21 protein-coding genes are annotated in these 23,114 nt (G+C 69.7%); 11 read left to right on the forward strand and 10 right to left on the reverse strand.

What is annotated here, in order from left to right:
• Nucleotides 1-301: 301 nt before the first annotated feature.
• Entirely contained in the window at nt 302-1,054 is a 753-nt protein-coding gene (locus ACFV6E_RS15360; RefSeq protein ID WP_385173453.1) for an SDR family oxidoreductase, read from the reverse strand.
• Nucleotides 1,055-1,162: 108 nt separating this feature from the next.
• On the opposite strand from ACFV6E_RS15360, the gene ACFV6E_RS15365 reads away from it, so the two are divergent.
• Together ACFV6E_RS15365 and ACFV6E_RS15370 are read left to right on the forward strand one after the other, a co-directional pair.
• A complete protein-coding gene (locus tag ACFV6E_RS15365) occupies nt 1,163-1,873 on the forward strand; it encodes a TetR/AcrR family transcriptional regulator (RefSeq protein ID WP_385461945.1) in 711 nt (236 codons plus the stop codon).
• Nucleotides 1,874-2,354: 481 nt separating this feature from the next.
• Nucleotides 2,355-3,821: a sensor histidine kinase gene (locus ACFV6E_RS15370; protein ID WP_385173478.1), complete on the forward strand. Its 1,467-nt coding sequence runs from the start codon at nt 2,355-2,357 to the stop codon at nt 3,819-3,821.
• A 198-nt stretch (nt 3,822-4,019) separates the two neighbouring features.
• Here the strand turns inward: ACFV6E_RS15370 and ACFV6E_RS15375 are convergent, their stop codons facing one another.
• A complete protein-coding gene (locus tag ACFV6E_RS15375) occupies nt 4,020-4,277 on the reverse strand; it encodes a WhiB family transcriptional regulator (RefSeq protein ID WP_003992873.1) in 258 nt (85 codons plus the stop codon).
• A 320-nt stretch (nt 4,278-4,597) separates the two neighbouring features.
• Entirely contained in the window at nt 4,598-5,566 is a 969-nt protein-coding gene (locus ACFV6E_RS15380; protein WP_385173447.1) for a diacylglycerol/lipid kinase family protein, read from the reverse strand.
• A 344-nt stretch (nt 5,567-5,910) separates the two neighbouring features.
• On the opposite strand from ACFV6E_RS15380, the gene ACFV6E_RS15385 reads away from it, so the two are divergent.
• The gene (locus ACFV6E_RS15385; RefSeq protein WP_385461948.1) at nt 5,911-6,372 is read left to right on the forward strand and encodes a hypothetical protein; all 462 of its coding nucleotides are present in this window, start codon (nt 5,911-5,913) and stop codon (nt 6,370-6,372) included.
• Nucleotides 6,373-6,449: 77 nt separating this feature from the next.
• On the opposite strand, the gene ACFV6E_RS15390 is transcribed toward ACFV6E_RS15385, so the two are convergent.
• The 3 genes from ACFV6E_RS15390 to ACFV6E_RS15400 form a co-directional block, all read right to left on the reverse strand.
• Nucleotides 6,450-7,682 carry an RNA polymerase sigma factor SigF gene (locus ACFV6E_RS15390; protein WP_385173442.1) on the reverse strand — a complete coding sequence of 411 codons (1,233 nt, stop codon included), beginning with the start codon at nt 7,680-7,682 and terminating at the stop codon, nt 6,450-6,452.
• Nucleotides 7,679-8,092, reverse strand: a complete 414-nt coding sequence (locus ACFV6E_RS15395; RefSeq protein ID WP_385173439.1) for an anti-sigma regulatory factor — start codon at nt 8,090-8,092, stop codon at nt 7,679-7,681. Before ACFV6E_RS15395 ends, ACFV6E_RS15390 begins: the two co-directional genes overlap by 4 nt.
• A gap of 254 nt (nt 8,093-8,346) precedes the next feature.
• The gene (locus ACFV6E_RS15400) at nt 8,347-8,607 is read right to left on the reverse strand and encodes a UBP-type zinc finger domain-containing protein (protein ID WP_385173437.1); all 261 of its coding nucleotides are present in this window, start codon (nt 8,605-8,607) and stop codon (nt 8,347-8,349) included.
• A gap of 62 nt (nt 8,608-8,669) precedes the next feature.
• On the opposite strand from ACFV6E_RS15400, the gene ACFV6E_RS15405 reads away from it, so the two are divergent.
• Entirely contained in the window at nt 8,670-10,265 is a 1,596-nt protein-coding gene (locus ACFV6E_RS15405; protein ID WP_385461951.1) for a Na+/H+ antiporter, read from the forward strand.
• On the opposite strand, the gene ACFV6E_RS15410 is transcribed toward ACFV6E_RS15405, so the two are convergent.
• The 3 genes from ACFV6E_RS15410 to ACFV6E_RS15420 form a co-directional block, all read right to left on the reverse strand.
• Nucleotides 10,247-11,287: a 1-aminocyclopropane-1-carboxylate deaminase/D-cysteine desulfhydrase gene (locus ACFV6E_RS15410; RefSeq protein ID WP_385461954.1), complete on the reverse strand. Its 1,041-nt coding sequence runs from the start codon at nt 11,285-11,287 to the stop codon at nt 10,247-10,249. The genes ACFV6E_RS15405 and ACFV6E_RS15410 overlap by 19 nt on opposite strands.
• 127 nt (nt 11,288-11,414) lie before the next feature.
• Complete coding sequence (locus ACFV6E_RS15415; RefSeq protein ID WP_385175871.1) at nt 11,415-12,005, reverse strand: N-acetylmuramoyl-L-alanine amidase; 591 nt, start codon at nt 12,003-12,005, stop codon at nt 11,415-11,417.
• A gap of 184 nt (nt 12,006-12,189) precedes the next feature.
• A complete protein-coding gene (locus tag ACFV6E_RS15420) occupies nt 12,190-12,423 on the reverse strand; it encodes a hypothetical protein (protein ID WP_385175873.1) in 234 nt (77 codons plus the stop codon).
• A 199-nt stretch (nt 12,424-12,622) separates the two neighbouring features.
• Between ACFV6E_RS15420 and ACFV6E_RS15425 the strand changes: the two genes are divergently transcribed.
• The 3 genes from ACFV6E_RS15425 (at nt 12,623) to ACFV6E_RS15435 (ending at nt 16,170) form a co-directional block, all read left to right on the forward strand.
• The gene (locus tag ACFV6E_RS15425; protein ID WP_385461957.1) at nt 12,623-14,029 is read left to right on the forward strand and encodes a family 2B encapsulin nanocompartment shell protein; all 1,407 of its coding nucleotides are present in this window, start codon (nt 12,623-12,625) and stop codon (nt 14,027-14,029) included.
• A gap of 132 nt (nt 14,030-14,161) precedes the next feature.
• Nucleotides 14,162-15,292, forward strand: a complete 1,131-nt coding sequence (locus ACFV6E_RS15430) for a family 2 encapsulin nanocompartment cargo protein polyprenyl transferase (protein WP_385461960.1) — start codon at nt 14,162-14,164, stop codon at nt 15,290-15,292.
• A gap of 257 nt (nt 15,293-15,549) precedes the next feature.
• Nucleotides 15,550-16,170, forward strand: a complete 621-nt coding sequence (locus ACFV6E_RS15435; RefSeq protein ID WP_385461963.1) for a GNAT family N-acetyltransferase — start codon at nt 15,550-15,552, stop codon at nt 16,168-16,170.
• A gap of 6 nt (nt 16,171-16,176) precedes the next feature.
• Here the strand turns inward: ACFV6E_RS15435 and ACFV6E_RS15440 are convergent, their stop codons facing one another.
• Entirely contained in the window at nt 16,177-16,767 is a 591-nt protein-coding gene (locus ACFV6E_RS15440) for a TetR/AcrR family transcriptional regulator (protein WP_385461966.1), read from the reverse strand.
• Between the two features lie 131 nt (nt 16,768-16,898).
• Between ACFV6E_RS15440 and ACFV6E_RS15445 the strand changes: the two genes are divergently transcribed.
• The 4 genes from ACFV6E_RS15445 to ACFV6E_RS15460 all read left to right on the forward strand — a co-directional run bounded on the left by ACFV6E_RS15445 (nt 16,899) and on the right by ACFV6E_RS15460 (nt 23,072).
• Nucleotides 16,899-17,486, forward strand: coding sequence for a dihydrofolate reductase family protein (locus ACFV6E_RS15445; RefSeq protein WP_385461969.1), 588 nt, complete (start codon nt 16,899-16,901; stop codon nt 17,484-17,486).
• Nucleotides 17,487-17,675: 189 nt separating this feature from the next.
• Nucleotides 17,676-19,553, forward strand: a complete 1,878-nt coding sequence (locus tag ACFV6E_RS15450) for an aminotransferase class I/II-fold pyridoxal phosphate-dependent enzyme (protein ID WP_385461971.1) — start codon at nt 17,676-17,678, stop codon at nt 19,551-19,553.
• 646 nt (nt 19,554-20,199) lie between these two features.
• Nucleotides 20,200-22,719, forward strand: coding sequence for an AAA family ATPase (locus tag ACFV6E_RS15455; RefSeq protein WP_385461973.1), 2,520 nt, complete (start codon nt 20,200-20,202; stop codon nt 22,717-22,719).
• Complete coding sequence (locus ACFV6E_RS15460) at nt 22,716-23,072, forward strand: hypothetical protein (protein WP_385461976.1); 357 nt, start codon at nt 22,716-22,718, stop codon at nt 23,070-23,072. The genes ACFV6E_RS15455 and ACFV6E_RS15460 overlap by 4 nt, the downstream gene beginning before the upstream one ends.
• Nucleotides 23,073-23,114: the final 42 nt, after the last annotated feature.

Consider the following 23,114-nt stretch of genomic DNA (forward strand, 5'->3'; position numbering starts at 1 on the left):
CTGGGCCTGCCTTAGGAGAGGGGACTCGACTGCAACCCGCAGAGGGACACATGTGGTATAGACCAATCTAGCAGAGCCTTGGTCCCAGGTCCCGTACGCAGGCCGCCCCGTCCGGGCAGGCGTTCCCGGACGCACCAGCGGACGCATCCGCGCACGGAGCCGCAGGCGCATCGCGAGCGCATACGCGTACGAAGCCGCAAGCGCACCGCGAGCGCATCCGCGGGCGCACTCGCGGGCGCACCGCCAACGGCGAGTCCCCGCCCCTCGTCCCGCATACCGCTGCGCGCCCTTCGGCGTCCCTCTACGTCAGCGAACCCCCCGTCGCGTCCATCCAGTGCCCTGTCACCCAGCGCCCCTCGTCCGAGGCGAGGAACGCCACCACGTCGGCCACGTCCGCCGGCTCGCCCACCCGGCCCAGCGCCGATATCGCCGCGGCCCCCGCCCACGCCTCGTCGCTCGCGTGCAGCCAGCCGGAGGTGTTGTCGGTGTCGATGATTCCGGGCGCCACCGTGTTCACCGTGATGCCGCGGGGGCCGAGCACCTTGGACAGGTCGCGCGTGAAGATGTCCAGGGCGCCCTTCGTCATCGCGTAGGCCATCGCGTGCGGCATGATCGCGGTGCGGGCGAGGCCCGAGGAGATGTTGATGACGCGCCCGCCGTCCCGGAGCCGGGAGGCGCCGAGCCGGGTGATGAAAAGCGGCGCCCTGACGTTCACCGCGAAGAGCCGGTCGTACTCCTCCTCGCCGATCTCGTGGAACGGGTGGGACGTACCGATGCCGGCGTTGTTCACCAGGATGTCCAGCCCCTCCGCCTGCCGGTCGAAGGCGTCCCACAGCGCCTCCGCGTCCCCCCGTGTCCCGAGCTCCGTGCGCAGCGTGAACGCCGAGCCGCCCGCCGCCTCGATCGCGGCGACCGTCTCCTTCGCCGCCGTCTCGTTGCTGCCGTAGTGCACGGCGACCCGCGCCCCGTCCCGCGCCAGCCGCTCGGAGATGCCCCGCCCGATCCCCCTGCCGCCCCCTGTGACCAGCGCGGTCCTGCCCGTGAGCACACCCATGACGACGCCCCTCCCATTTAGCTAATGGTCGCTACAGAAAGACCGTACAGCAGCCCGCCGACATTTCTCTAGCACCCGCTATAAAATCCACCCCATGGTGAGCGAGCGATGGTGAGCGAAGCGAAGCCCCCGGCCGGGACGCAGGCCGAGACCCGGACCGCCGAGACCCGGACCGCCGAAATCCGGACCGCCGAAATCCGGACCGCCGAGACCCGGACCGCCGAAATCCGGACCAAGCAGCGGGGCCGCCCCCGCTCCTTCGACCGTGCGACGGCCCTGGAGAAGGCGATCATGGCCTTCTGGGAGCACGGCTACGAGGCGACCTCCGTCTCCGACCTCACCCGTGCCATGGGCATCGGCGCGCCCAGCCTCTACGCGGCGTTCGGCGACAAGCAGTCGCTGTTCGTGGAGGTGGTGCAGGAGTACGGCACCCGGTACGGGTCGTTCGGCGACCGGGCGTTCGCCGAGGAGCCCACGGCCCGCGGCGCGATCGGGCGGATGCTGCGCGAGGCCGCCGCGGAGTACACCGACCCGGGTCACCCGTACGGGTGCCTGGTCGTCCACGCGGCCACGAACTGCAGCTCGCCCGAGGTGGAGCGGTTCCTGCGCGACCGGCGCAACGCGAACATCGCCGCCTTCGAGAGCCGGATAAGAGCCGGGATCGCGGCCGGTGACCTGCCCGCGGACACCGACAGCGCCGCCCTCGCCCGGCACACCGGGGCGATGATCCAGGGCATGTCCCAGCAGGCGCGCGACGGTGCGACGAGGGAGGAACTGGAGGCGGTCGCGGAGCTGGCCATGACGATCTGGCCGCGGTGACGGGTTCGGGCCCCACGGGCACGCCGAAGCGGGCTACCCTGCGAGCAGGGCCACCGCGGATGTCGGTTGGCACCGGAAGATGTTGGATAAAGAGACAACAACAAACATCCGCCGACGCATGGACAGCGGCACGTGGACGCAGGACTATGGTCTAGTCCACAAAACGCAGGTAAAGCGCGTGGGCGACCGCGCGACAGCGTGTGAACGACGAGCCTCCGTCTTCCCCGCACAGGAAGGCGGACCGAGGAACCGGCGCTCTCTGCCCTGACTGCTCCGGCTCCTCTCCTTCGGCCGACCGGGACCGCACACCCCGCGGCCGTTGCTGCTCCGGGCTGCGGTGCCGGGAGGGTTGAGGGTCCCTCTCAGGCGCCGCGGCCCGCGGGTGTCTCCGGGCCCGTACACCCGCGATCCCCGTACCCGCGCGGACGGCCGTTTTCGGGACCTGTCCCATACGCCGGGTACGCTCGCACACGTGCCCTCCATGAACGATCTCGTACGCCAGCACACGGCCCTCGGCGACTCCGACCTGGAGTGGCTGCATCTGCTGGTCTCGGAGTGGCAGTTGCTCTCCGACCTCTCCTTCGCCGACCTCGTCCTGTGGGTCCCCACCCGCGACGGCACGCGGTACGTCTCGGTGGCCCAGATGCGGCCCAACACCGGCCCCACCTCCTACCAGGACGACATGGTCGGCCACCTCGTCCCACGGGGCCGCCGCCCGATGCTGGACGCCGCGCTGGACGAGGGCCGGATCGTGCGCGAGGGCGACCCCGAGTGGCGCGAGGAGGTCCCGGTCCGGGTCGAGTCCATCCCCGTACGCAGGGAGGGCCGCGTCCTCGGAGTGATCGCCCGCAACACCAATCTGCTGACGGTACGGACGCCCAGCCGGCTCGAGCTCACCTACCTCCAGAGCGCCTCCGACCTCGCCCAGATGATCGCCGCGGGCGCCTTCCCGTTCCCGGACCAGCAGGTCGACATGGACGCCTCGCCCCGGGTCGGCGACGGTCTGATCCGCCTGGACGCGGACGGCATCGTGCAGTACGCGTCGCCGAACGCCCTGTCCGCGTACCACCGGCTCGGCCTCGCCGCCGACCTGGTGGGCCACAACCTGGGCCTGACCACCGCCGAACTCGCCCCGTCCCGCGGCCCGGTGGACGAGGCGCTGGCCAAGGTCGCCAGCGGCTGGGCGCCCCGGGAGTTCGAGATCGAGGCCAGTGACGGCGTCATCCAGCTGCGGGCGATCCCGCTCAAACCCAAGGGCACACGCGTCGGTTCGCTCGTCCTGCTGCGCGACGTCACCGAACTGCGCCGCCGCGAGCGCGAGTTGATCACCAAGGACGCCACCATCCGGGAGATTCACCACCGGGTGAAGAACAACCTCCAGACGGTGGCCGCGCTGCTGCGGCTCCAGTCCCGGCGCATCGGCTCCGACGAGGGCCGCGCGGCGCTCGACGAGGCCGTACGCCGGGTCGGTTCGATCGCGATCGTGCACGAGACGCTGTCTCAGAATCTGGACGAGCGCGTGGAGTTCGACGAGATCGCCGACCGGGTGCTCGCCATGGTCGCCGAGATCTCGCCGGGCAAGGTGACCGGCCGGCGCACGGGCCACTTCGGGATCCTGGACGCCGAGGTCGCCACCCCGCTGTCGATGGTCCTGACCGAAGTCCTCCAGAACGCTCTGGAGCACGGCTTCCGCGAGGGCGACCGGGGCACGGTGGAGGTGTCGGCCGTCCGCGGCGGCACCAGCAAGGAGGCCCGCCTCCTCGTCACCGTCCAGGACGACGGGGTCGGTCTGCCCGAGGGCTTCGACCCGCACCGCTCGGGCAATCTGGGCCTCCAGATCGTCCGGACCCTGGTGGAGGGCGAGTTGGGCGGCACCTTCGACATGGTCCCGGCGCCGGAGCGCGGTACGCAGGTGATCCTCGACGTCCCGGTGCGGTCGCACAAGTAGTGCTGGTCAGGGGTACCTCGGCACAGCAATGAGCCCCGGACCACCAAGTGGTCCGGGGCTAAGAGCTCGTTGCGATGTGTACCCCCATGCCGTGAGGGCCGGGGGAGCATCAGGGGTACTGCGCGCTGCGGCTCGGGGGCGGGAGATGCGTACTCGCTGTACGCGCCGCCAAGCTCAGGCTCGTCGGGGGGCGGACCGTCAGGCGGAGGCCTGACGGGCCCGGTTGCGGGCGGCGCGGCGCTTCATGGCGCGGCGCTCGTCCTCGCTGAGGCCACCCCAGACGCCGGAGTCCTGACCGGACTCAAGCGCCCACTGCAGGCACTGCTCGATAACCGGGCAGCGACGGCAGACGGCCTTGGCTTCCTCGATCTGCAGCAGCGCAGGACCGGTGTTGCCGATGGGGAAGAAGAGCTCGGGGTCTTCCTCGCGGCAAACGGCGTTGTGACGCCAGTCCATGGCTGCTACCTCTCCTTGGTATTACATGCAGATTTGCTTGTGAATGTGAACGCTTTCACGAATCCCTCAACAAGTGAAGGGCCGATCGTCAGACAGGCTGACGTGGTCCTGTGGATTGAGGAGGGGTTCGGGCTCTCTGTGGGGGCCGATGTTGCGGGCCGTCCCGAGCGCCACGTAGAGACTCGCAAACCTCAGCGGCGGATACAACCCCTTCAGGAAAGTTTTTTTTGATTCCTCGGTGTCGACTAGGTCACAGCCGTACTTCCATGGGGTGGATCCTGGCCTAAACGTTCGAGTGAAAGGACTTTGGCCCGTTCCACTCACACAATCACACGCAGTGCACGGCGTACGCCTGTGAACGTCACGCTGGTTCGCAGTCCCAGGTGGTCGCCGTCCATCTGGAGCGGCAGCGGCACCTTCGAATGCAAGGTGAAGTCCGTCAAGTCGTGCAGTGAGACCGCGTGCTTCCCCCGGGGTCCGCGCTCGGGGGACGAAGTGAGCAACTGGGTGGCATACCGGGCAACCGCGCCCGTCGACATGCGGCTGAGACCGAGTACGTCCAGTCCGGTATCGAACGACGCCTTAGGCGACGCGTACACCGGACGATTGCCGAGAAACGTCCATGGCGAGGTGTTGCAGATTATGGACAGGACCAGATCGGTGACCGGGTCCGCGCCGGGCCGCTCCAGTGTGATCGTTCCGTGCCGGCGGTGCGGTTCGTCCAGAAACTGGCGTACCACCTGGCGCAGATAGAGGGCGTGCGTCGAACGCCGGCCGCGCTCGCGCTGCTGCTCGACCCGGCCGATGACCCCCGCGTCGAAGCCGAGCCCCGCGCAGAACGTGAACCAGCGGGACGGCACCGCCTCGTCCTCCGTGCCCGGCGTGCCCGCGGCGAGACCCAGGCCGACCGTGCGCTCCCGGCGCTCGCGGAGGGCGTCCAGCAGGGCGCCGGTCGCCTCGACGGCGTCGTTCGGCAGGCCCAGGGCGCGGGCGAAGACGTTCGTGGAGCCGCCCGGCACCACGGCGAGGCCGGGCAGCCGCTCGGGATCGGGTCCGTGGTGCAGCAGACCGTTGACGACCTCGTTGACCGTGCCGTCGCCGCCGAGGGCCACGACCAGCTCGATGTCCTTGCTCTCCGCGGCCTGCCGGCCGAGGTCCCTGGCGTGCCCGCGGTACTCGGTCATGACCGCCTCGAGCTTCATCTCGCTCGCCAGTGCGTGGATCAGTACGTCACGCGTACGCGCACTTGTGGTGGTTGCTGCCGGATTGACCACGAGAAGTGCACGCATGCGATGCAGCGTACCTACCGATCGGTACTCGGCCCATACCGAGGTAGGGATCAGGTAAGAGACCGAAGAGCTGGACGCGCAGGTGGCGCGCTGACACCGGACGCCTATAGCCGCGCGCCGCCCAGCTGCGGGGCCCTCGCCGCCCGGTTACGGCCGCCGCCCGTGAGCGGGAGCCGCCGTCGGCCGGGTGTCCGGAGCCGCCGTCGGCCGATGGTAAGGGGCTGTGCCCGCCGGGCACCCGAGGCCACGTCCGCCGAGCCCGTGCCGTCGCCGCCCGGTGTCCGCCCGCCGGTGCGCCCGTACCGCCCCGTCCCTCCCCGGCGCCCCCGGGCTACCCTGCACAGGTGAGCTCTGCGCAGAACCCCGCCCCCGCCCCTGATGCCGATGTCGTCGGCGCCGAAGCCCGTCCCGGGCGGCTGACCGCCGCCGCGGTGCTTGCCGCGGTGGAGGGGCTGGCCCTCGCCGTCGGCGGGGTCTACATCCTGGTCCTGGGGTTCACCGGAGGCTCGGACGACCGGCAGCAGGCCGTCACCGGCGGAGTCACGCTGATCGTCCTCGCGCTGCTGCCGCTGCTGGCCGCGCGCGGTCTGCTGCTGCGCCGGAGCTGGAGCCGGGGCCCGGCGGTCATCACGCAGATCATGGCGCTGCCCGTGGTGTACAACCTGCTCCAGGCCGACAGCATTGCCATCCCCGCCGGTATCGCCCTGGCGGTCGTCGCGGTCACGGCGCTGGTGCTGCTCGTGAACCCCGCGACGACGCGCGCTCTCGGCATCAGGGGACCGGGCGACGCGGGGGACGGGAAGTAGCCGACCGGCGGCCCGGAGCGCCGAGTCCCCGGACGTGACGGCCCCACGGGTCTACGGGCCTACGGGTCCCGAGGGGCCTACTCCTCGACGAGGAGCTTCTCCCGCAGCTGGGCCAGGGTGCGTGCCAGCAGGCGGGACACGTGCATCTGGGAGATGCCGACCTCCTGGGCGATCTGCGACTGGGTCATGTTGCCGAAGAAGCGCAGCAGCAGGATCCGCTTCTCCCGGGGCGGGAGGTCTTCGAGCAGCGGCTTGAGGGACTCCCGGTACTCGACCCCCTCCAGCGCCTCGTCCTCGGCGCCCAGCGTGTCCGCCACGGCCGGTGACTCGTCGTCGGTGTCGGGGACGTCCAGGGAGAGCGTGGAGTACGCGTTCGCCGACTCCAGGCCCTCCAGGACCTCCTCCTCGGAGATGGCCAGTTTCTCGGCGAGCTCGTGGACCGTGGGTGAGCGGCCGTGCAGCTGCGAGAGCTCCGCGGTCGCCGTGGTGAGCGCGAGCCGCAGCTCCTGCAGGCGCCGCGGCACCCGCACCGCCCAGCCCTTGTCCCGGAAGTGCCGCTTGATCTCGCCGACGACCGTGGGCGTCGCGTACGTGGAGAACTCGACGCCGCGCTCCGGGTCGAAGCGGTCGACCGACTTGATCAGGCCGATGGTGGCGACCTGGGTGAGGTCGTCCAGCGGCTCGCCGCGGTTGCGGAAGCGGCGCGCGAGGTGCTCGACGAGCGGCAGGTGCATACGGACCAGTTGGTTGCGCAGCTCCGCGTACTCGGCGCTGCCGTCCTTCAGGGTGCGCAGCTCGATGAACATCGCCCGTGCCCCGCTGCGGTCCTGGCTGTCGTGCTGCGTGCCCCGCACGCTCTGCTCCGCGTTTCGCTCGTGCTCGTCCATAGTCCCGCCCGTCACCGTTTCCCGAGCTCCCGGCTCGTCCCCCAAGGCCTCGGTCGCGCTCGCTCCGGGCGCCCTTCCGAGCAGGGGGGAGACGCCGGACCTTCCGCCGGGGGACGAGCCGCGCGCGGTGCCTTCGGCGGACCGCCGCCCGCCGCCCCGCCCGGCGGGCGTCCCCCGACTGCCCTCGCCGGCCGGTTCCGCCGCCGGACCTGCGGCCGGGCCGGGTCCGGGGGCCTCCCGGTGCCGGGACGCGCCGGCCGCGGCCGGGGTGGCGTCCTGGTCCGGATGCGGCCGGGCCTGCTCGGGAAGGCCGTCGACGCCGTCCGCCAGGGACCGCGAACCGTCGGGGGCGCGGGTGCCCTCGGCGGAAAGTTCCCGTGTGTCGCGCTCTTCGTCCCGCACCGGCCCGTCCCCGTTCCTCACGCCGGCCCGGGTCCCGCGCCGCGCTTCTTGTAGAGACTGATCGAAACGGTCTTGTCTTCGGCGACCGAGGAGTCGACCTGGCCCGCGAGGGCCGAGAGGACGGTCCAGGCGAAGGTGTCCCGCGAGGGGGCGTGACCGTCCGTGGTCGGCGCCGAGACGGTGACCTCGAGTGAGTCGTCGATGAGCTGGAAGACACAGCTCAGCACTGAGCCGGGCACGGCCTGCTGCAACAGGATCGCGCAGGCCTCGTCGACCGCGATGCGCAGGTCCTCGATCTCGTCGAGGGTGAAGTCCAAGCGCGCCGCGAGGCCGGCCGTGGCCGTACGCAGCACCGACAGGTAGGCACCCGCAGCCGGCAGCCGGACTTCCACGAAGTCCTGGGTCGCGGGCTCGCCTGCGATCTGGGACACCCTCACCTCCAAGGTGGTACAAGCTTGTTCGGGAGCCGAGGGTCGCCCCTCGGGGTAACGCGACAGGTGGTTCAGCCGTGACGCTATCGCGCTCCCAAGTTCCTTGTCCCGGGGACCCTGCCCCGCGTGTGCTGTCACTCATAGTAAGCCCATGAGTACGGACAGTGGCTAGGGGTCTGCGGTCCCAAATAGGAAGAGCGCGCGCCGGATTGACGTACCCAGGCGTCAGGCGGTCGAACCGTCCCGGCGGCGGGTCACACGAGTACGTGATCGACGAAGCACCAGCGCCAGTCCTCGCCCGCTTCGAGCGTACGCATGACGGGGTGCCCGGTCTCCTTGTAATGCCCGGTCGCGTGCTGGAGCGGCGAGGAGTCGCAGCAGCCCACGTGCCCGCAGACCAGGCACTGCCGGAGCTGCACCGGGTGGGTGCCCGCCGCCCGGCACTCTAGGCAGGTGTCGCTCGCGGGCGCGGGCGCGGGGTGCGGCAACGCGTCGGAGTGCGTGCACTGTTTCATGATTGCCAGGTTACGACGGGTGCGCGGCCGGCCGCGCGGATACCGAGGGTGGGCGGAAGACGATGGACGTTATGCCACTGCTGTTGCTGGTGGCCGGGAGCGCGGTGGTCGCCGGGGCCGCCCGCAGGACCTCGGTCCCCGCCCCGCTGCTGCTGGTGGCGGTGGGCCTGATGGTCTCGTACGTCCCAGGGGTCCCCGATTACACGCTGGACCCCCATGTGGTGCTGCCGCTGCTGCTGCCCCCGCTGCTCTACACGGCGGGCACGGACAGCTCCTACCTCGACCTGCGGGCGCAGTTGCGGCCCGTCGCGCTGCTCTCGGTCGGCTACGTGCTCTTCGCGACCGTCGTCGTGGGCTATGCCGCGTACCTGCTGGTGCCGGACCTGCCGCTGCCCGCGGCGCTGGTGCTCGGCGCGGTGGTGGCCCCGCCGGACGCGGTCGCCGCCACCGCGGTGGCCCGCCGGGTGGGGCTGCCCTCCCGGGTCACCACGATCCTCCAGGGCGAGTCCCTGGTGAACGACGCGACCGCGATCACCGCCTACAAGGTGGCCCTCGCGGCGGCCGTCGGCGAGGGCGCCACCTGGGCGGGCGGGCTGCGCGAGTTCGTGGTGGCGGCGGCCGGCGGCGTCGCTGTGGGGCTCGTGCTGATGATGCCGCTGCACTGGCTGCGCACCCACCTGAAGGAGGCGCTGCTCCAGAACACCCTCTCGCTGCTGATCCCCTTCGTCGCGTACGGAGTCGCCGAGCAGGTGCACGCCTCCGGGGTGCTCGCGGTCGTCGTCGTCGCGCTCTACCTGGGCCACCGCTCCTGGGAGGTCGACTTCGCCACCCGCCTCCAGGAGACCGCCGTGTGGAAGATGGTCGCCTTCATCCTGGAGTCGGCGGTCTTCGCGCTGATCGGCCTGCAACTGCCGGTCGTGCTGCGCGGGCTCGGGGAGTACGAGGGAGTCAGCGCCGCCTGGTACGCGGTCGCCATCTTCCTGGTGGTCGTCGTCGCCCGGTTCGTGTGGGTGTATCCGGCGACCTTCCTGCCCCGGCTGCTGTCCGGGCGGATCCGCGAGCGGGAGGACGACCCCGGCTGGAAGGGGCCGTTCGTCATCAGCTGGGCCGGCATGCGGGGCGTCGTCTCGCTCGCCATCGCCTTCTCCGTACCGGAGACCCTGGACGGCGGCGAGCCCTTCCCCGGGCGCAACCTCATCCTCTTTTTGACCTTCACGAGTGTCATCGGGACGCTCGTCGTGCAGGGGCTCACCCTCGTACCGCTGATCAAGGTGCTGAAGCTGCCGGGCCGGGACGCGCAGGCCGAGACGCTGGCGGAGGCGAACGCCCAGGCCCAGGCGTCCCGGGCGGCCGAGCAGTGCCTCGAGGACCTGCTCGCCGACGAGCGCAACGCCCTGCCGCCGCCGCTCGCCGACCGGCTGCGCACGGTCCTGGAGCGGCGCCGCAACGCCGTCTGGGAGCGGCTCGGCTCGGTCAACCCCATCACCGGGGAGACGGTCGACGACACCTACAGCCGGCTGTCGCGCGAGGTGATCAGCGCCGAACGCGAGGTCTTCGTGAGGCTGCGGGACAAGCGCTACATCGACGACGAGATGCTGCGTACCCTGCTGCGCCGCCTCGACCTGGAGGAGGCGGCGGCCTACCGGGAGGCGGTCTGAGCCGCGGGCGGTGCGACGGGCGGTGCGGTGGACCGTGCGGCGGGCGGTGCGGTGGTGCCCGGTCCGAAGGGCGCTCCGGTGACGACGGCCGCCACCGTCGTCCCGTGCGGGAAGGCGCCCTCGGCGGCCAGCGTGACGAGCCCGTACAGCATCTTGGCGACGTAGAGCCGTTCCACGGGCAGGCCGTGCCGGCGTTCGAAGTCCCCGGCGAAGGCGTCGAGGGCCGGGGTGGTCCGGGCGTAGCCGCCGAAGTGGAAGCGGTCGTCGAGGGACCAGTCGCCCCGGCGGCCGCCGAACGCGTCCCGCTGGAGGGCCGCCGTGTCGGCGCCGAGGAAACCGCCCTTGAGCACCGGCACGCCCAGGGCCCGCACGCCCGGCGCGAGCCCCGCGGCCAGCCCCGCGAGGGTGCCGCCGGTCCCGCAGGCCACGGCGACGACGTCCGCAAGTCCGCCCAGCTCCGCACCGAGCTCGCGGCAGCCGCGTACGGCGAGCACGTTGCTGCCGCCCTCCGGCACCACGTGCACGTCACGGACGTCGCGCACGTCCCCGGCGGCCGTCGCGCGCAGGATCGCGGCCAGCGTCTCCGGCTCGGCCTTGCGCCGGTACGTCGCCCGGTCGACGAAGTGCAGCCGCATCCCGTCGGCCGCGCAGCGCGCGAGCGAGGGGTTGAGCGGCCGGCCGGCCAGCTCGTGGCCCCGGACCACACCGACCGTGGGCAGTCCGAGGAGGCGGCCCGCGGCGGCCGTCGCGCGCAGATGGTTGGAGTACGCCCCGCCGAAGGTCAGCACCGTGCGGCCCGCCGCGGCCCGCAGGTTCGGGACCAGCTTGCGCCACTTGTTGCCGATCAGCTGCGGGTGGATCAGATCGTCCCGCTTGAGCAGCAGACGTACGCCGTGCCGGGCGAAGCGCTCGTCCCGGACCTCCTGCACCGGCGACGGCAGCCGTGGCGCGAGTCCGCCGGGGCCGCCGGGGCCGAGTGGTGCGGAGGTGTCGGAGCCGGTCACCCCGCCATTGTCGGACATGTGTCCGGACGAGGACCCGCCGGGCCCGGCGCCCGGGGGCTCCCGGCCGGTCCCGCAATCGGCGAGGCCCCCTTCCCGCACCGCACCCGGCGGAGAACGTCACTTCAGGCAGGTGACATCAGGAGTGTCACTTCAGGCGGCCGCGGACGCGCTCCCGCATCGAGTCCATCGTGAAGCCCCGCGGATCCACCTTGCCCGGCTGCCACTCCAGATGGCCGATGACCGAGCGCTCCGTCCAGCCGTGGTGGCGGCAGACGGCGGCCGCGACCCGCTCGACGGCGTCGAGCTGCGCGTCCGGCCAGGGGTCCTCGCCGTCGCCCAGGTTCTCGCACTCGAAGCCGTAGAAGTGCGGATTGCCGTCGGTGTTCGCCTCGTTGTCCGGTGGGAGGCCCTTCTCGGCGATCACGGCGCGCAGGACGTCGTCGTCGCCCAGGCCCGCGTGGTTGGCGCGCCCGTACCCGACGAGATGGACGACGCCGTCCTTGGTGATGACGCCGTGGCACAGCGGGCCCGGCAGCGAGGCGTGGCCCTCGCGGCAGAGCTCGACCGTGCGCGCGCTGCCCGAGGTCGCGGTGTGGTGGATCATCACGCCGTTCACCGGGCCCCAGGGGCCTTTGTGATTGCGATTGTGGGTCTGCCAGTCACCGACTTCGACGACGGTGACGCCTTCCTCTCTGAGCCGGTCCCGGAAACTGTCCGCGGACATGGGTGGGGCCACGGCCGCTCCCTTCACTCCGCGACGGCCACCCGTCGCGGCCGCCTCGTACCACTGCTTCTACCCGCTGGTAGGTGGTCGGGACCACGTGTTCGCCAGGTGCGTGACCCGCACGTGAGCGGTCCTGCCGAGGCGTTCGTACGGTGTGCGAGCCGATCCGGTCAGCCGCGGGCGGTCGGCGGGGCGGTCAGCCGTGCAGGAAGGAGTCCCCGTGCACCGCTATGTGCGCCTCCAGGGCCTGGAGCGCCTGCTGCGTCGCTTCGGGCGAGCCGGAACCGCGCCGCTCCGCGAAGTACGCCGCGCCCAGTTTCTTCAGCAAATCCCCGCCGGCGCGCTGCGCCTGCACCTCGTCGAGCTTCTGCTTGCCCTGTGTGAGGCCGCGCTGCGCCTGTTCCTTCGCGCGGTCCAGAAAACCTGCCACTGCGCTCTCCCCTCCTGCCGCGTCGGGGTCCGGTCAGGAGATCAAACGGATGGCCGGATCTCGAAGTTCCCCCGCGGCATGCCCAGTCAGGTGCCCGCGGGAGAGCCGGTCCATTCCCGCTCATTCGTGTAATGGCGTCGGCACAGTCGGTGATGGAAGGCTTTTCCGCGCAGATCAGAGCACGACCGGGAGGGCATTCATGTCGGTAGACGAAGAGACTCAGGCGGCACAGGAGAAGCCGCAGCAGAGTCTCGGTACAGCGGCCGCGCGGAATCTGGCCACCACCACCAAGACCGTTCCGCAGATGCAGGAGATCAGCTCGCGCTGGCTGCTGCGCATGCTGCCCTGGGTGAACGTGCAGGGCGGTACGTACCGGGTGAACCGGCGGCTGAGCTACTCCGTCGGCGACGGCCGGGTGACCTTCGTGAAGACCGGTGACCAGGTGGAGGTGATCCCGGCCGAGCTCCGCGAGCTGCCCGTCCTGCGGCACTACGAGGACCAGGAGGTGCTCAGTGAGCTGGCCCGGCGCTGCGAGCAGCGGGAGTACGAACCGGGCTCGGTGCTCGTCGAGTTCGGCAGCCCGGCAGAATCGGTGTTCCTCCTCGCGCACGGCCGGGTGGAGAAGGTCGGCACCGGCCCCTACGGGGACGACGCGGCCCTCGGCGTGATGGCCGACGGGGCGTACTTCGGCGACCAGGCGCTCATCGACCCGGACGCCATCCGGGAGTACACGGCCCGCGCGGTCACCGCGTGCACCGTACTGGTCCTCTCCCGCGACGACCTCGAACAGGTCGCGGAGCGCACGGATTCGCTGTCCCAGCACCTCCAGGAGCAGCGTTCCGTCCCCGAGCAGCGCGCCAACAAGTACGGCGAGAAGGAGATCGACCTCTCGGCCGGCCACGTCGGCGAGCACGACATCCCCGGTACGTTCGTGGACTACGAGTCCGCGCCGCGCGAGTACGAACTGAGCATCGCCCAGACCGTGCTGCGCCTGCACACGCGCGTGGCCGACCTCTACAACCAGCCGATGAACCAGACGGAGCAGCAACTGCGGCTCACCGTCGAGGCGCTGAAGGAGCGCCAGGAGCACGAGCTGATCAACAACAGCGCCTTCGGGCTGCTGCACAACTGCGAGTACGACCAGCGGATCCAGCCGCACGCGGGCGTGCCGGGCCCCGACGACATGGACGAACTGCTCAGCCGCCGCCGCGGATCGAAGCTGTTCCTCGCCCATCCGCGCGCCATCGCCGCGTTCGGCCGGGAGCTGAACAAGCGCGGACTCGTCCCCGAGACCGTCGACGTCGCCGGGCACCGCATCCCGACCTGGCGCGGAGTGCCGATCTTCCCGTGCAACAAGATCCCGGTCAGTGACGCCCGGACCACCTCGATCATCTGCATGCGTACCGGCGAGGAGGAGCAGGGCGTCGTCGGACTGCACCAGAAGGGCATTCCCGACGAGATCGAGTCCAGCCTGTCGGTGCGCTTCATGGGCATCAACGAACAGGCGATCATCTCCTACCTCGTGACCGCCTACTACTCGGCGGCGGTGCTCGTGCCCGACGCCCTCGGCGTCCTGGAGGACGTCGAGATCGGCCGCTGGCAGTGACCCACCCCGGGCGCACGCCGGGCGCAGTGTCCCCGTACACCCGGAGGGGTACACCCAGGAGGTACGCGCCCAGCGGCAAGGCGGAAGTGCCACCGTCCGCAGACTCTCCGAGGCGGTTCCGTGGGTGAGTTCATGACGCAGACGAAGCAGGGTCCGAGCGGGACACCCGAAAGGCGCGGCCCCGTCGAAAGGCGAGCGCCGGCTGCCGTCCCGGCCCCCGCGGGACAGCAGCAGCCGGGCACCGGGGACGGGCAGGACGCGGCGGTGATCCTGGACCGCGCACGAGCGTCCGTCGACCCGGAGCTGCGCCGGGCCCTCGACCTGCTGCCCGGCCCGATGCGCAAGGTCGCGCTCTACCACTTCGGGTGGGAGCACGCGGACGGCACGCCCGCCGCGGGCAGCGCGGGCAAGGCCATCCGGCCCGCGCTGGTCCTCGCCGCGGCCCAGGCCCTCGGCGAGGAACGGCCGACGGCCTTACGGGCGGCGGCCGCCGTGGAGCTGGTGCACAACTTCACGCTGCTGCACGACGACGTGATGGACCGGGACACCACCCGCAGGCACCGTGCCACCGCGTGGACCGTGTTCGGTGTCCCCGACGCGATTCTCGCCGGGGACTCCCTGCACGCGCTGGCGCAGCGGCTGCTCGCCGACGACCCGCACCCGGCCGCCGGACCCGCCGCCGCCCGGCTCGCCGACTGCGTGGTCGAGCTGTGCGCGGGCCAGCAGGCGGACACGGCCATGGAGCGCCGGGGACCCGACGAGGTCACCCTCGAAGCGTGCCTCGCCATGGCCGAGGCCAAGACGGGCGCGCTCCTCGGCTGCGCCTGCGCGATCGGCGGGCTCTACGCGGGGGCGCACGAGGACGACGTCGACGCGCTGGACGCGTTCGGCCGCGAGGCCGGACTCGCCTTCCAGCTCATCGACGACGTGATCGGCATCTGGGGCGACCCGCACCGCACCGGCAAACCGGCCGGGGCGGATCTGATCGCCCGCAAGAAGTCGCTGCCCGTGGTGGCCGCGCTGGCCTCCGGCACCCCGGCCGCCGAGGAGCTGGCCGAGCTGTACGCGGTGCCGTTCCGGGAAGGAGAGCTGGAGCGCACGGCGCTGGCCGTCGAGCGGGCGGGCGGCCGTGACTGGGCGCAGGTCCAGGCGGCCGACCGGATGGCCCGGGCGATACAGGGGCTGTCCCGCGCGGTGCCGGATCCGGCGGCGGCGGGCGGCCTGCTCGCGCTCGCCGAGTTCGTCACCCGGCGCAGCAACTGAGTCGCGCCGCCCGGGGCGCCGCGGACGAAGCGGCACCCCGGGCGGCGGCCACGCACTCCGGAGCCACCGGTCCCGTACGGCTTCCGACCCCCCGTACGGGATTCCGGCCTCCGGCTCCGGACGAGGCGGGTCCCGCGCATCCCCCCACGGTGCGCGGGACCCGCCTCAGCCTTTTCGCGCCCACGCGTCCACTCGAAGGCCGCAGCCGTTAGGGTGAACGGCCGTACGGACGACGGTCGTTGGGTGGAGGGGCGGGCATGGGCGTGGTCATCCGGACGGCGGGGGAGGGGGACCGGGGGCTGGTCACCCGGTTGCTGGACGCGGCGTTCCAGGACGATCCGGTGAGCGGCTGGATCTTCCCCGGCGAGGCGCACCGCCGCCGTACCCACCCCCTGCTGATGGCCGCCTTCTTCGACGTCGTACTGGCCGAGGGGCGGGTCGACGTGACCGAGGACGGTACGGCGTGCGCGCTGTGGCTGCCGGTGCCGGCGGACGACGGGCAGGCGGACGGCGGGGCCGAGGGCGATGGGGCCGAGGGCGACGGGCCCGCGCGGCTGCGCGCGGCGGTCGACCCGGACAACGAGCGGGTGGAGACGGTGGCCCGGCTGACCGGGGGAGTGCATCCGGCGGGCCGCGCCCACGTGTACCTCTGGATGATCGGCGTGGTGCCCGAGCGGCAGGGCGAGGGGCTGGGCACCGCGCTGATGCGGCCCGTCCTGGAGCGCTGCGACCGGGAGGGGCTGCCCGCCTACCTGGAGGCGAGCAATGCCCGCAGCCGTGCGCTGTACGAACGCCTCGGCTTCGCCGTCACGGGCCCTGCGGTCGTCCTGCCGGACGGCCCCTTGATGTGGCCGATGTGGCGCGAGCCCCGGGAATGAGGACCTTCACTTCTCCGGTACGACGGTCGCCACGATCAGGTCCACCAGCGCGTCCGGGACGGTGATCCCGGGCAGTACGCCGTCCAGGACGCCCGGCAGCGTGAGGTGTTCCAGGAGCAGCCCGAGCATGGCGAGGTAGAGCACCGTCACGGTCTCGTCGCCGCCGGGCAGTCCCGTCTCCCGGTGGAACGCCATGCCCTGGGCGAGGTCACCGCGGACGGACGCGGTGAACGACTCGCGCAGGGCGGGGCGCCGGGTGGCCTCGAGCCGCATCTCGAAGAGGGCGAGATGGCCGGTGCGGTCGCGTGCGGCGCGGGCCATCAGATCGTGCATCAACTCCCGTACCAGCGTGCGGTCCTTGGGGCGGGTCAGCAGTTCGGCGAGTTTGGCGGGGTCCGGGGCGAGGCGCTGGTGGAGGCGGGCGTCGATCTGGTGCAGCAGGTCGTCGCGGCCGGTGAAGTAGTTCGACGAGGTGCCCGTCGGCACGGCGGCCTCGGCGTCCACCGCGCGGAACGTCAGGCCGCGCGCGCCCTCCCGGGCCAGCACCTCGACGGCGGCGTCGACGAGCGCGGCCCGGCGCTCCGGGTTCCTTGCCATGCGGGTGTCCTCCGTCGCCTCCGGTAAAGGCCTTGCAACCACTACAGATGAAGCACTATAAGTGAAGTAGTTGAACCACTGTAAGTGAAGTGGTCCAAGTGAAGTGATCGTCGTCCGTGAGAGGGAATCGCTTGCGCAAGCTCACCTACTTCGTCGCCTGCTCGATCGACGGCTTCATCGGGGGCCCGGACGGCGACGCCGAGCCGTTCTACCGCTTCGTCGACGCGGAGTTCATGGAGGAGTTCCTGAAGCCGGAGTACCCGGAGACCATGGCCACCCACGGCCGGCGGGCGCTCGGCATCGACGACCTGGAGAACCGGAGGTTCGACACGGTCATCCAGGGCCGCGCCAGTTACGACCTGGCGCTCGGTATCGGCGTCACCAGCCCCTACGCCCATCTGCGCGAGTACGTCGCCTCGCGCAGCCTTGAGGAGTCACCCGACCCGCACGTGGAGATCGTCGCGGACGACGTCGTCGGCAAGGTCCGCGAACTGAAGGCCGAGGACAGCGAGTTCGACATCTACCTGTGCGGTGGCTCCCGGCTCGCGGGCGCGCTGCTCGGCGAGGTGGACGAGCTCGTGATCAAGACGTACCCGGTGGTCCTGGGGACCGGCATGCCGATGTTCGCCGCCGGGTTCGACGTCACCGAGTTCGCCCTCGGCGAGGTGCGCGCCTTCGGCAACGGGGTGCTGGTGCGGACGTACGGCAGGAAGCGCTGACCGCGGCGTCCTGGGCGCCGCAGGGCCCGTCGAGGCGCATGGGGCTGTCCCCGGGGCACGGATCGGCCGGTCGCGCCAGAGCACGCGTACTCATGGCGGATGTGTCGCCCGGCCCTGTCGCCGCCGGTCCGCGTTCCCCACGATGAGTGGCCCGTCCAGCGCCCCCCTGTCCCGAAAGAGGTGCCGCCCATGGGCCGTGATCCGGGCCGCGATCTGCAACTGCGCGCCGCCACCGCGGAAGACCGCGAGTGGATCCACGAGTTACGTCACGAGGTGTACGCGCGGGAGCTGGGCCAGCACGCGCCGCATCCGTCCGGACAGCTCCGCGACGGCCTCGACGGCGCCAACGTCTACCTGGTCGCGGCGCGCGGTGCGACCCGCATCGGCTTCGTCAGCCTGACCCCGCCCTGGCTGGGGCGGTACGCGCTCGACAAGTACCTGACCCGTGAGGAGCTGCCGCTGCTCGACGAGGGCGGGGTGTTCGAGGTGCGCATCCTCACCGTCGAACCGCGCTGGCGGGGCTCCGGGGCGGCCTCGCTGCTGATGTACGCGGCGCTGCGCTGGAGCGCCGCGCGGGGCGGCCGCCGGCTGGTGGCGATGGGACGCACCGACCTGCTCGACATGTACCTGGCCACCGGCCTGCGTACGGTCGGCCGGACCGTCCGCAGCGGCGCCCTGACGTTCGAGGTGCTGACCGGGGGCGTGGCCGAGCTGACGCGGGCCGCGACGGAGCGGCACCGCGCCGGGCTGGAGCGGCTGCGGTCCGCGGTGGACTGGCGGCTCGACGTGCCGTTCGCGCCGCGGGCGGACGGCTGCGAACACGGCGGTGCCTCGTTCACCGCCATCGGTACGGACTTCCGCACCCTGGAACGGCGCCACCAGGTGGTCGCGGCCGACGTCCTGGACGCCTGGTTTCCGCCGGCCCCCGGGGTGCGCGCGGTGCTCGCCGAGGATCCGGGCTGGCTGGCCCGTACCTCACCGCCGGCCGGCGCCGAGGGCCTCCTCGCGGAGATCGCCGCGGCCCGTGCGCTGCCGGTGCGGTCGCTGGTGGCCGGCGCCGGTTCCTCCGACCTGATCTACCGGGCGTTTGGCCGCTGGCTGACCCCGGAGAGCAGGGTGCTGCTGACCGACCCGGGGTACGGCGAGTACGCGCACGTCACGGAGCGGGTGATCGGCTGCCGGGTGGACCGGCTCCGGCTGCGCCGCGAGGACGGCTGGCGGATCGATCCGGACCGGCTGGCCGCCGCCGTCCGGCCGGGCCGCTACGACCTGGTCGTACTGATCAACCCGAACAACCCGACGGGGCGCCACGCACCGGCCGCCGAACTGCGCCGGGTGATCGCCGCCGCGCCGTCCGGGACCCGCTGGTGGATCGACGAGGCGTACCTCGGCTACGTCGGCCAGGGCGAGTCGCTGGCGGGGTTCGCCGCGACGGACCCGCGGGTGGTGGTGTGCACCTCGCTGTCGAAGATGTACGCGCTGTCCGGGCTGCGGGCGGCGTACCTGGTGGCCGAGCCGGACACCGCGGGGCGGCTGCGCCGGTGGACACCGCCCTGGCCGGCCGGTCTGCCCGCCCAACTGGCCGCGGTGGCGGCCCTGCGCGACCCGGCGTACTACACCGCCCGCTGGCAGCGCACCCACACCCTGCGCCGCGAACTGGCCACCGCGCTGGCGGGGTTGGACGAGACCGTGAGGGTGGAGAGTTGTGCGACGGCCGGGGAGCCCGCGAGGGTGAAGGATTCCGCGACGGTCGGGGAGCCCGCGAGGGTGAAGGATTCCGCGACGGTCGGGGAGCGCGTGACGGTCGAGGAGTCCGTTGCCAACTTCCTCACCGTGACCCTGCCGCCCGGCGGCCCGAGCGCTGCCCGCCTGGTGCACGAGTGCCGCCGGCACGACGTGTACCTGCGCGACCTGTCCCCGCTGTCACCGGAGTACGAGGGCCGGACCGTACGCATCGCGGTCCGCGACACCGCGGAGAACGCGCGCATCGCGGCGGCGTTCGGGGCGGCCCTCGACGCGCTGCGGGCGGCCCCGCCGGTTCCGGTACTGCCCGGCGTCCCCACCTGACGCCGGGTCGGAGCCGCGCCGTCGGCCGGCAGCGGCCTGGCGGCGAGAACGACCGCACCCGGACCGCTGGTACCGCTGCGAACAGCGGGCCGCGGGCCGGGTACGGGGCGAAAGACAGGTCAGGCCTTCTTGGTCTCCCAGTAATGGGCCGGGTCGGTGACCTGTGGGGATCTTTCCTGTGGGGCGCTGACCTGGCCTTTTGGTGATTGGTGGCGATGGGGTGCGACGGTCTTGAGCGGGTGTCTTGCGGACTGTGTGCGGACCGCTGCGCGCTCGGGGGCAGTAGCGATCCGGATAAGTCGACAGGCCCGAGTCATTCCGGCAAGTGGCACTGCCCCGGTCACACCTGCATGTCCGCTCCCGCACCTGCAGAGCTGGAGGATCCCGCGCCGCAGCCCTCCCCGGTCGCGCGCTTGATATCTGGTCCTCGCGCCCCTACGTAATCCTCCGCTACCTGATCACGACTCAACGACAGGCATGGCCAGAGCCTTGCAGTCCGTATCGATGAGAATCAGGACGTAACCGGCTAAGCGCATAAGTACCCCCTGGGTCCCGAGGAGTTCCAAAAACCCCATACCTCTGAACCGCCCCACGGCTAGCATTACGTCCCTAGATGCGGCACGAGCACCATGGCAGCGGAGTCGGCATGACCGTCACGGACAATGAAGCCCTTGATGCAGGGGTCCCGAAGAGTATGGGGGCGAGCGATGCGGAGAAGAAGCTTTCCCTGCTCACCTATGCCGACCTGGCCGAGGCTGCTACCAGGATGCAGGCTGGTGCGACTAAGACGAAAGCGGGCTGGGAGAACCTGCGAGCGTTGATTGCTCGCCTCCAAGGCGAGAATGCAGGTGCGCTTGACCCTACCCAGGGGGAGCCATGGGGCATCAAGGGACTTCGCCTTTGCGGATTCCAGGGAACTACATCTGAATTTTTCATGCAGATCGATCCATCTCCCGGGATCAGTATCTATCACGGGCCGAACGGATCTGGTAAGTCGACCATTTCTGATGGTATTCGAACCGCCATCTCCGGAAAAACGGGATGGTGGGCTGATGTAGCGGCGCCGACAGGGCGAAGTAAGTTTGATCCGCTCTGGGAAAAGATCAACAGGGCTCGTGACAGTGCGCAATCTTGGGCAGAAGTCACCCTTGTGCGAAACAGCGAAGAGCTGATCCTGAGGTGCGAACTCACTGACGACGGTAAAGTCAAGGATGCTTACGGCGAATGGACAACCTCATCTGGCAAAGCATGCCGTGTTGATATGGGAAGTGCGTGGCGTCATGCACTGGAAGGGCATCCGCCTGTCTTTTCGTACGCCGAGGTGGAGCGGCGTGTTCAGCAGAGTAACGATTTGCAGCGCTATATTGCCAATCTCCTCGCACTCGGAGGGGCGTTCACACATCTAGAGGCCCTGGTGTCCGAGTTGAGTGAGGCTGCTTCGGCCAGTAAAAAGAAAATCGGTTCCGCTCTCAAGGATGGCAAAGCCCGGGTCGCTGAGGTTGACCATCAATTTCGCCTCAACGAGCCAGCGGTAAATATAGGTGACATTTCCTGGCCGGCAATTAATGATGATGTCGAGGACTGGCTAACTCGACATAATCTTGTGGACGCCGGCTCGCTCACGGTCGAAGTCACGGGCGCAGATGTAGAACGCCTGAGAGCGGCGCTGTCAGGCGTGGACGCCGCTTTCCAGAAACTGGAAAGTGCCCCCGAGCTGACTAGTCCGAGAATTGCTCAGCACCTGGATGCTCTTTATAAGGATGCTGTGGAGATTGCTCCGCCTGGTTCGATATGCCCAGTTTGCAATTCGATAGTCGATAACTGGGTAGAAACCCTGCAGGAGAACGTAGAGCGACATGCCGTGCTGTCGCCGATTCACGAAGAGGCGCGCGATGCATTGAGTGACCTCAGGGACGCGTCTGTCGTCGTGAATTACGTAGCGGAAGTTCTCGCGCTGATTAGCTCGACTGAAAATGGCTACAGGATTGCATCGACGGCTGCAGCGAAGGTTGCAGAGCGACTTCGCGCGGTGATGAGTTCTTACGGAAGTCGGCCTGCGCCGGAGGTGCGTGAGGGGTTCCTGGCCCTTAGGAACTCTATAAGTACTGCCGACTGGGATGGGGCAAGCGTCGCGGCAGTCGAAGCGAGCGAGATCACGCGGAAGTGGCTTCGGGAGCGCAGAGGGGCTCTTGAGAACTTTTTGCATATGTGGCGAACGGAGCAGGAAAAGGCCAAGGAGAGCGCTCTGTGGCAAGAGACCAAGAAGTGTTCCAGTGCTCTCGCTGACAAGCTGCGAAAAGAACGCACGGAACACTTCAAGGAAAAGGCCGATAAGCGAGTCAGGCAGTTGCTTGAGGACGTTGGCATCTATCTGGATGGGATTCATCTGACGACAACCAGAGCCGATGTGAGTGTGAGCAATTCGAGTGGTCAGGAATTGCAGCTTTCCATGCTAAGTGCCGGGCAGAGAAACGCCTTCCTGCTCGCCCCATTGCTCTCTACTGCCGAGTCGGGACCTTTCTCATTCCTGATCCTGGACGACCCGGTTCATGCATTTGATGAGATCCGAGTTGATCGTCTGGCCGCAGTCTTGGTCGATCTCAGTTCCGAGAGGCGGGTTATCGTTTTTACCCATGATGAACGGCTGAAGCAGCACCTCCTTGCTCGGGCAGCTAACGGTCAAGCCTGGCGGGTAAGCCGCGATGTCGAGAAAGGGGAAATCGGCATCGAATCAACGGATGAGATGTGGAGGGTCCTGCTCGATGATGCGCGAAGTATCGTCACTTGGGCTCCACGACCGTCACCTAGCACCTATCTGACCGAAGCGCAGGTTGTTAGGGGGCTTTGCCGGCAGGCGGTCGATCACGCTCTGCATTCTTGCGTTGTCCGCTACTCGCTAGCACAGAGGCAGGATGTGGCTCGCAATGTTTCATCTATTGACGCAGTTGACAATACCCCCAAAAGGGTGGCTTTTGTGGAAGAGCTTATCAATCAGACCCATAGTGGTAGAAACCCGATCGATGAGTTCAGTAAGATCTGTGGGCATTACCTGCGTGGCTGGAACAAGGCGGTTCACGGATCTGATGACGCGAAGGCGAACCTGACCCTGGAGATCGAAAAGGCGCGGGAGGCTTGCGCAGTGATCACTTCTTGGGATTTCTCGTGAAGCTCGACACCGCGTCTCGACGCCGCATTGAAGTGTTTGAGTTGAGGCTCCGTATCGAGTTGGCCACTATCGAGGCTTACCATAGAGTTTGTCAGCCGGAAAATCCGCTTCTGTTCATCAATAACGTACCAGGTCGGCTCTCCATCGTTATCGGCCTGGTGCCCCCTGATGAATTTGTGGAAGCGGCAGGGTTGGTGCGCTTGGTCAGACATGTTTACGGCCGAGCATCGGATATCCTGCACGGTCGATCTAGCATGGTTGATGCCCCCGCCGTGATAATCGATGAATGGCGCAGTATCGTCGAGAGGTTGGAGACTCTAGCTGGCGTACAGCCAGTTGTAGATTCGAACTAAATAGTCCTGAATGCTCGATTATCAGCCCGCTTATGCGTTTCA

It is taken from the genome of Streptomyces sp. NPDC059785 (assembly GCF_042732375.1).
In the GTDB taxonomy this organism is placed as follows: Bacteria; Actinomycetota; Actinomycetes; order Streptomycetales; family Streptomycetaceae; genus Streptomyces.

Bases quoted from the DNA above. Each gene is read 5' to 3' on its own strand.
- ACFV6E_RS15360 (WP_385173453.1), bottom strand. From the start codon at position 1,054: ATGGGTGTGCTCACGGGCAGGACCGCGCTGGTCACAGGGGGCGGCAGG.
- ACFV6E_RS15365 (WP_385461945.1), top strand. From the start codon at position 1,163: ATGGTGAGCGAAGCGAAGCCCCCGGCCGGGACGCAGGCCGAGACCCGG.
- ACFV6E_RS15370 (WP_385173478.1), top strand. From the start codon at position 2,355: ATGAACGATCTCGTACGCCAGCACACGGCCCTCGGCGACTCCGACCTG.
- ACFV6E_RS15375 (WP_003992873.1), bottom strand. From the start codon at position 4,277: ATGGACTGGCGTCACAACGCCGTTTGCCGCGAGGAAGACCCCGAGCTC.
- ACFV6E_RS15380 (WP_385173447.1), bottom strand. From the start codon at position 5,566: ATGCGTGCACTTCTCGTGGTCAATCCGGCAGCAACCACCACAAGTGCG.
- ACFV6E_RS15400 (WP_385173437.1), bottom strand. From the start codon at position 8,607: ATGAAACAGTGCACGCACTCCGACGCGTTGCCGCACCCCGCGCCCGCG.
- ACFV6E_RS15405 (WP_385461951.1), top strand. From the start codon at position 8,670: ATGGACGTTATGCCACTGCTGTTGCTGGTGGCCGGGAGCGCGGTGGTC.
- ACFV6E_RS15410 (WP_385461954.1), bottom strand. From the start codon at position 11,287: ATGTCCGACAATGGCGGGGTGACCGGCTCCGACACCTCCGCACCACTC.
- ACFV6E_RS15425 (WP_385461957.1), top strand. From the start codon at position 12,623: ATGTCGGTAGACGAAGAGACTCAGGCGGCACAGGAGAAGCCGCAGCAG.
- ACFV6E_RS15430 (WP_385461960.1), top strand. From the start codon at position 14,162: ATGACGCAGACGAAGCAGGGTCCGAGCGGGACACCCGAAAGGCGCGGC.
- ACFV6E_RS15435 (WP_385461963.1), top strand. From the start codon at position 15,550: ATGGGCGTGGTCATCCGGACGGCGGGGGAGGGGGACCGGGGGCTGGTC.
- ACFV6E_RS15440 (WP_385461966.1), bottom strand. From the start codon at position 16,767: ATGGCAAGGAACCCGGAGCGCCGGGCCGCGCTCGTCGACGCCGCCGTC.
- ACFV6E_RS15450 (WP_385461971.1), top strand. From the start codon at position 17,676: ATGGGCCGTGATCCGGGCCGCGATCTGCAACTGCGCGCCGCCACCGCG.
- ACFV6E_RS15455 (WP_385461973.1), top strand. From the start codon at position 20,200: ATGACCGTCACGGACAATGAAGCCCTTGATGCAGGGGTCCCGAAGAGT.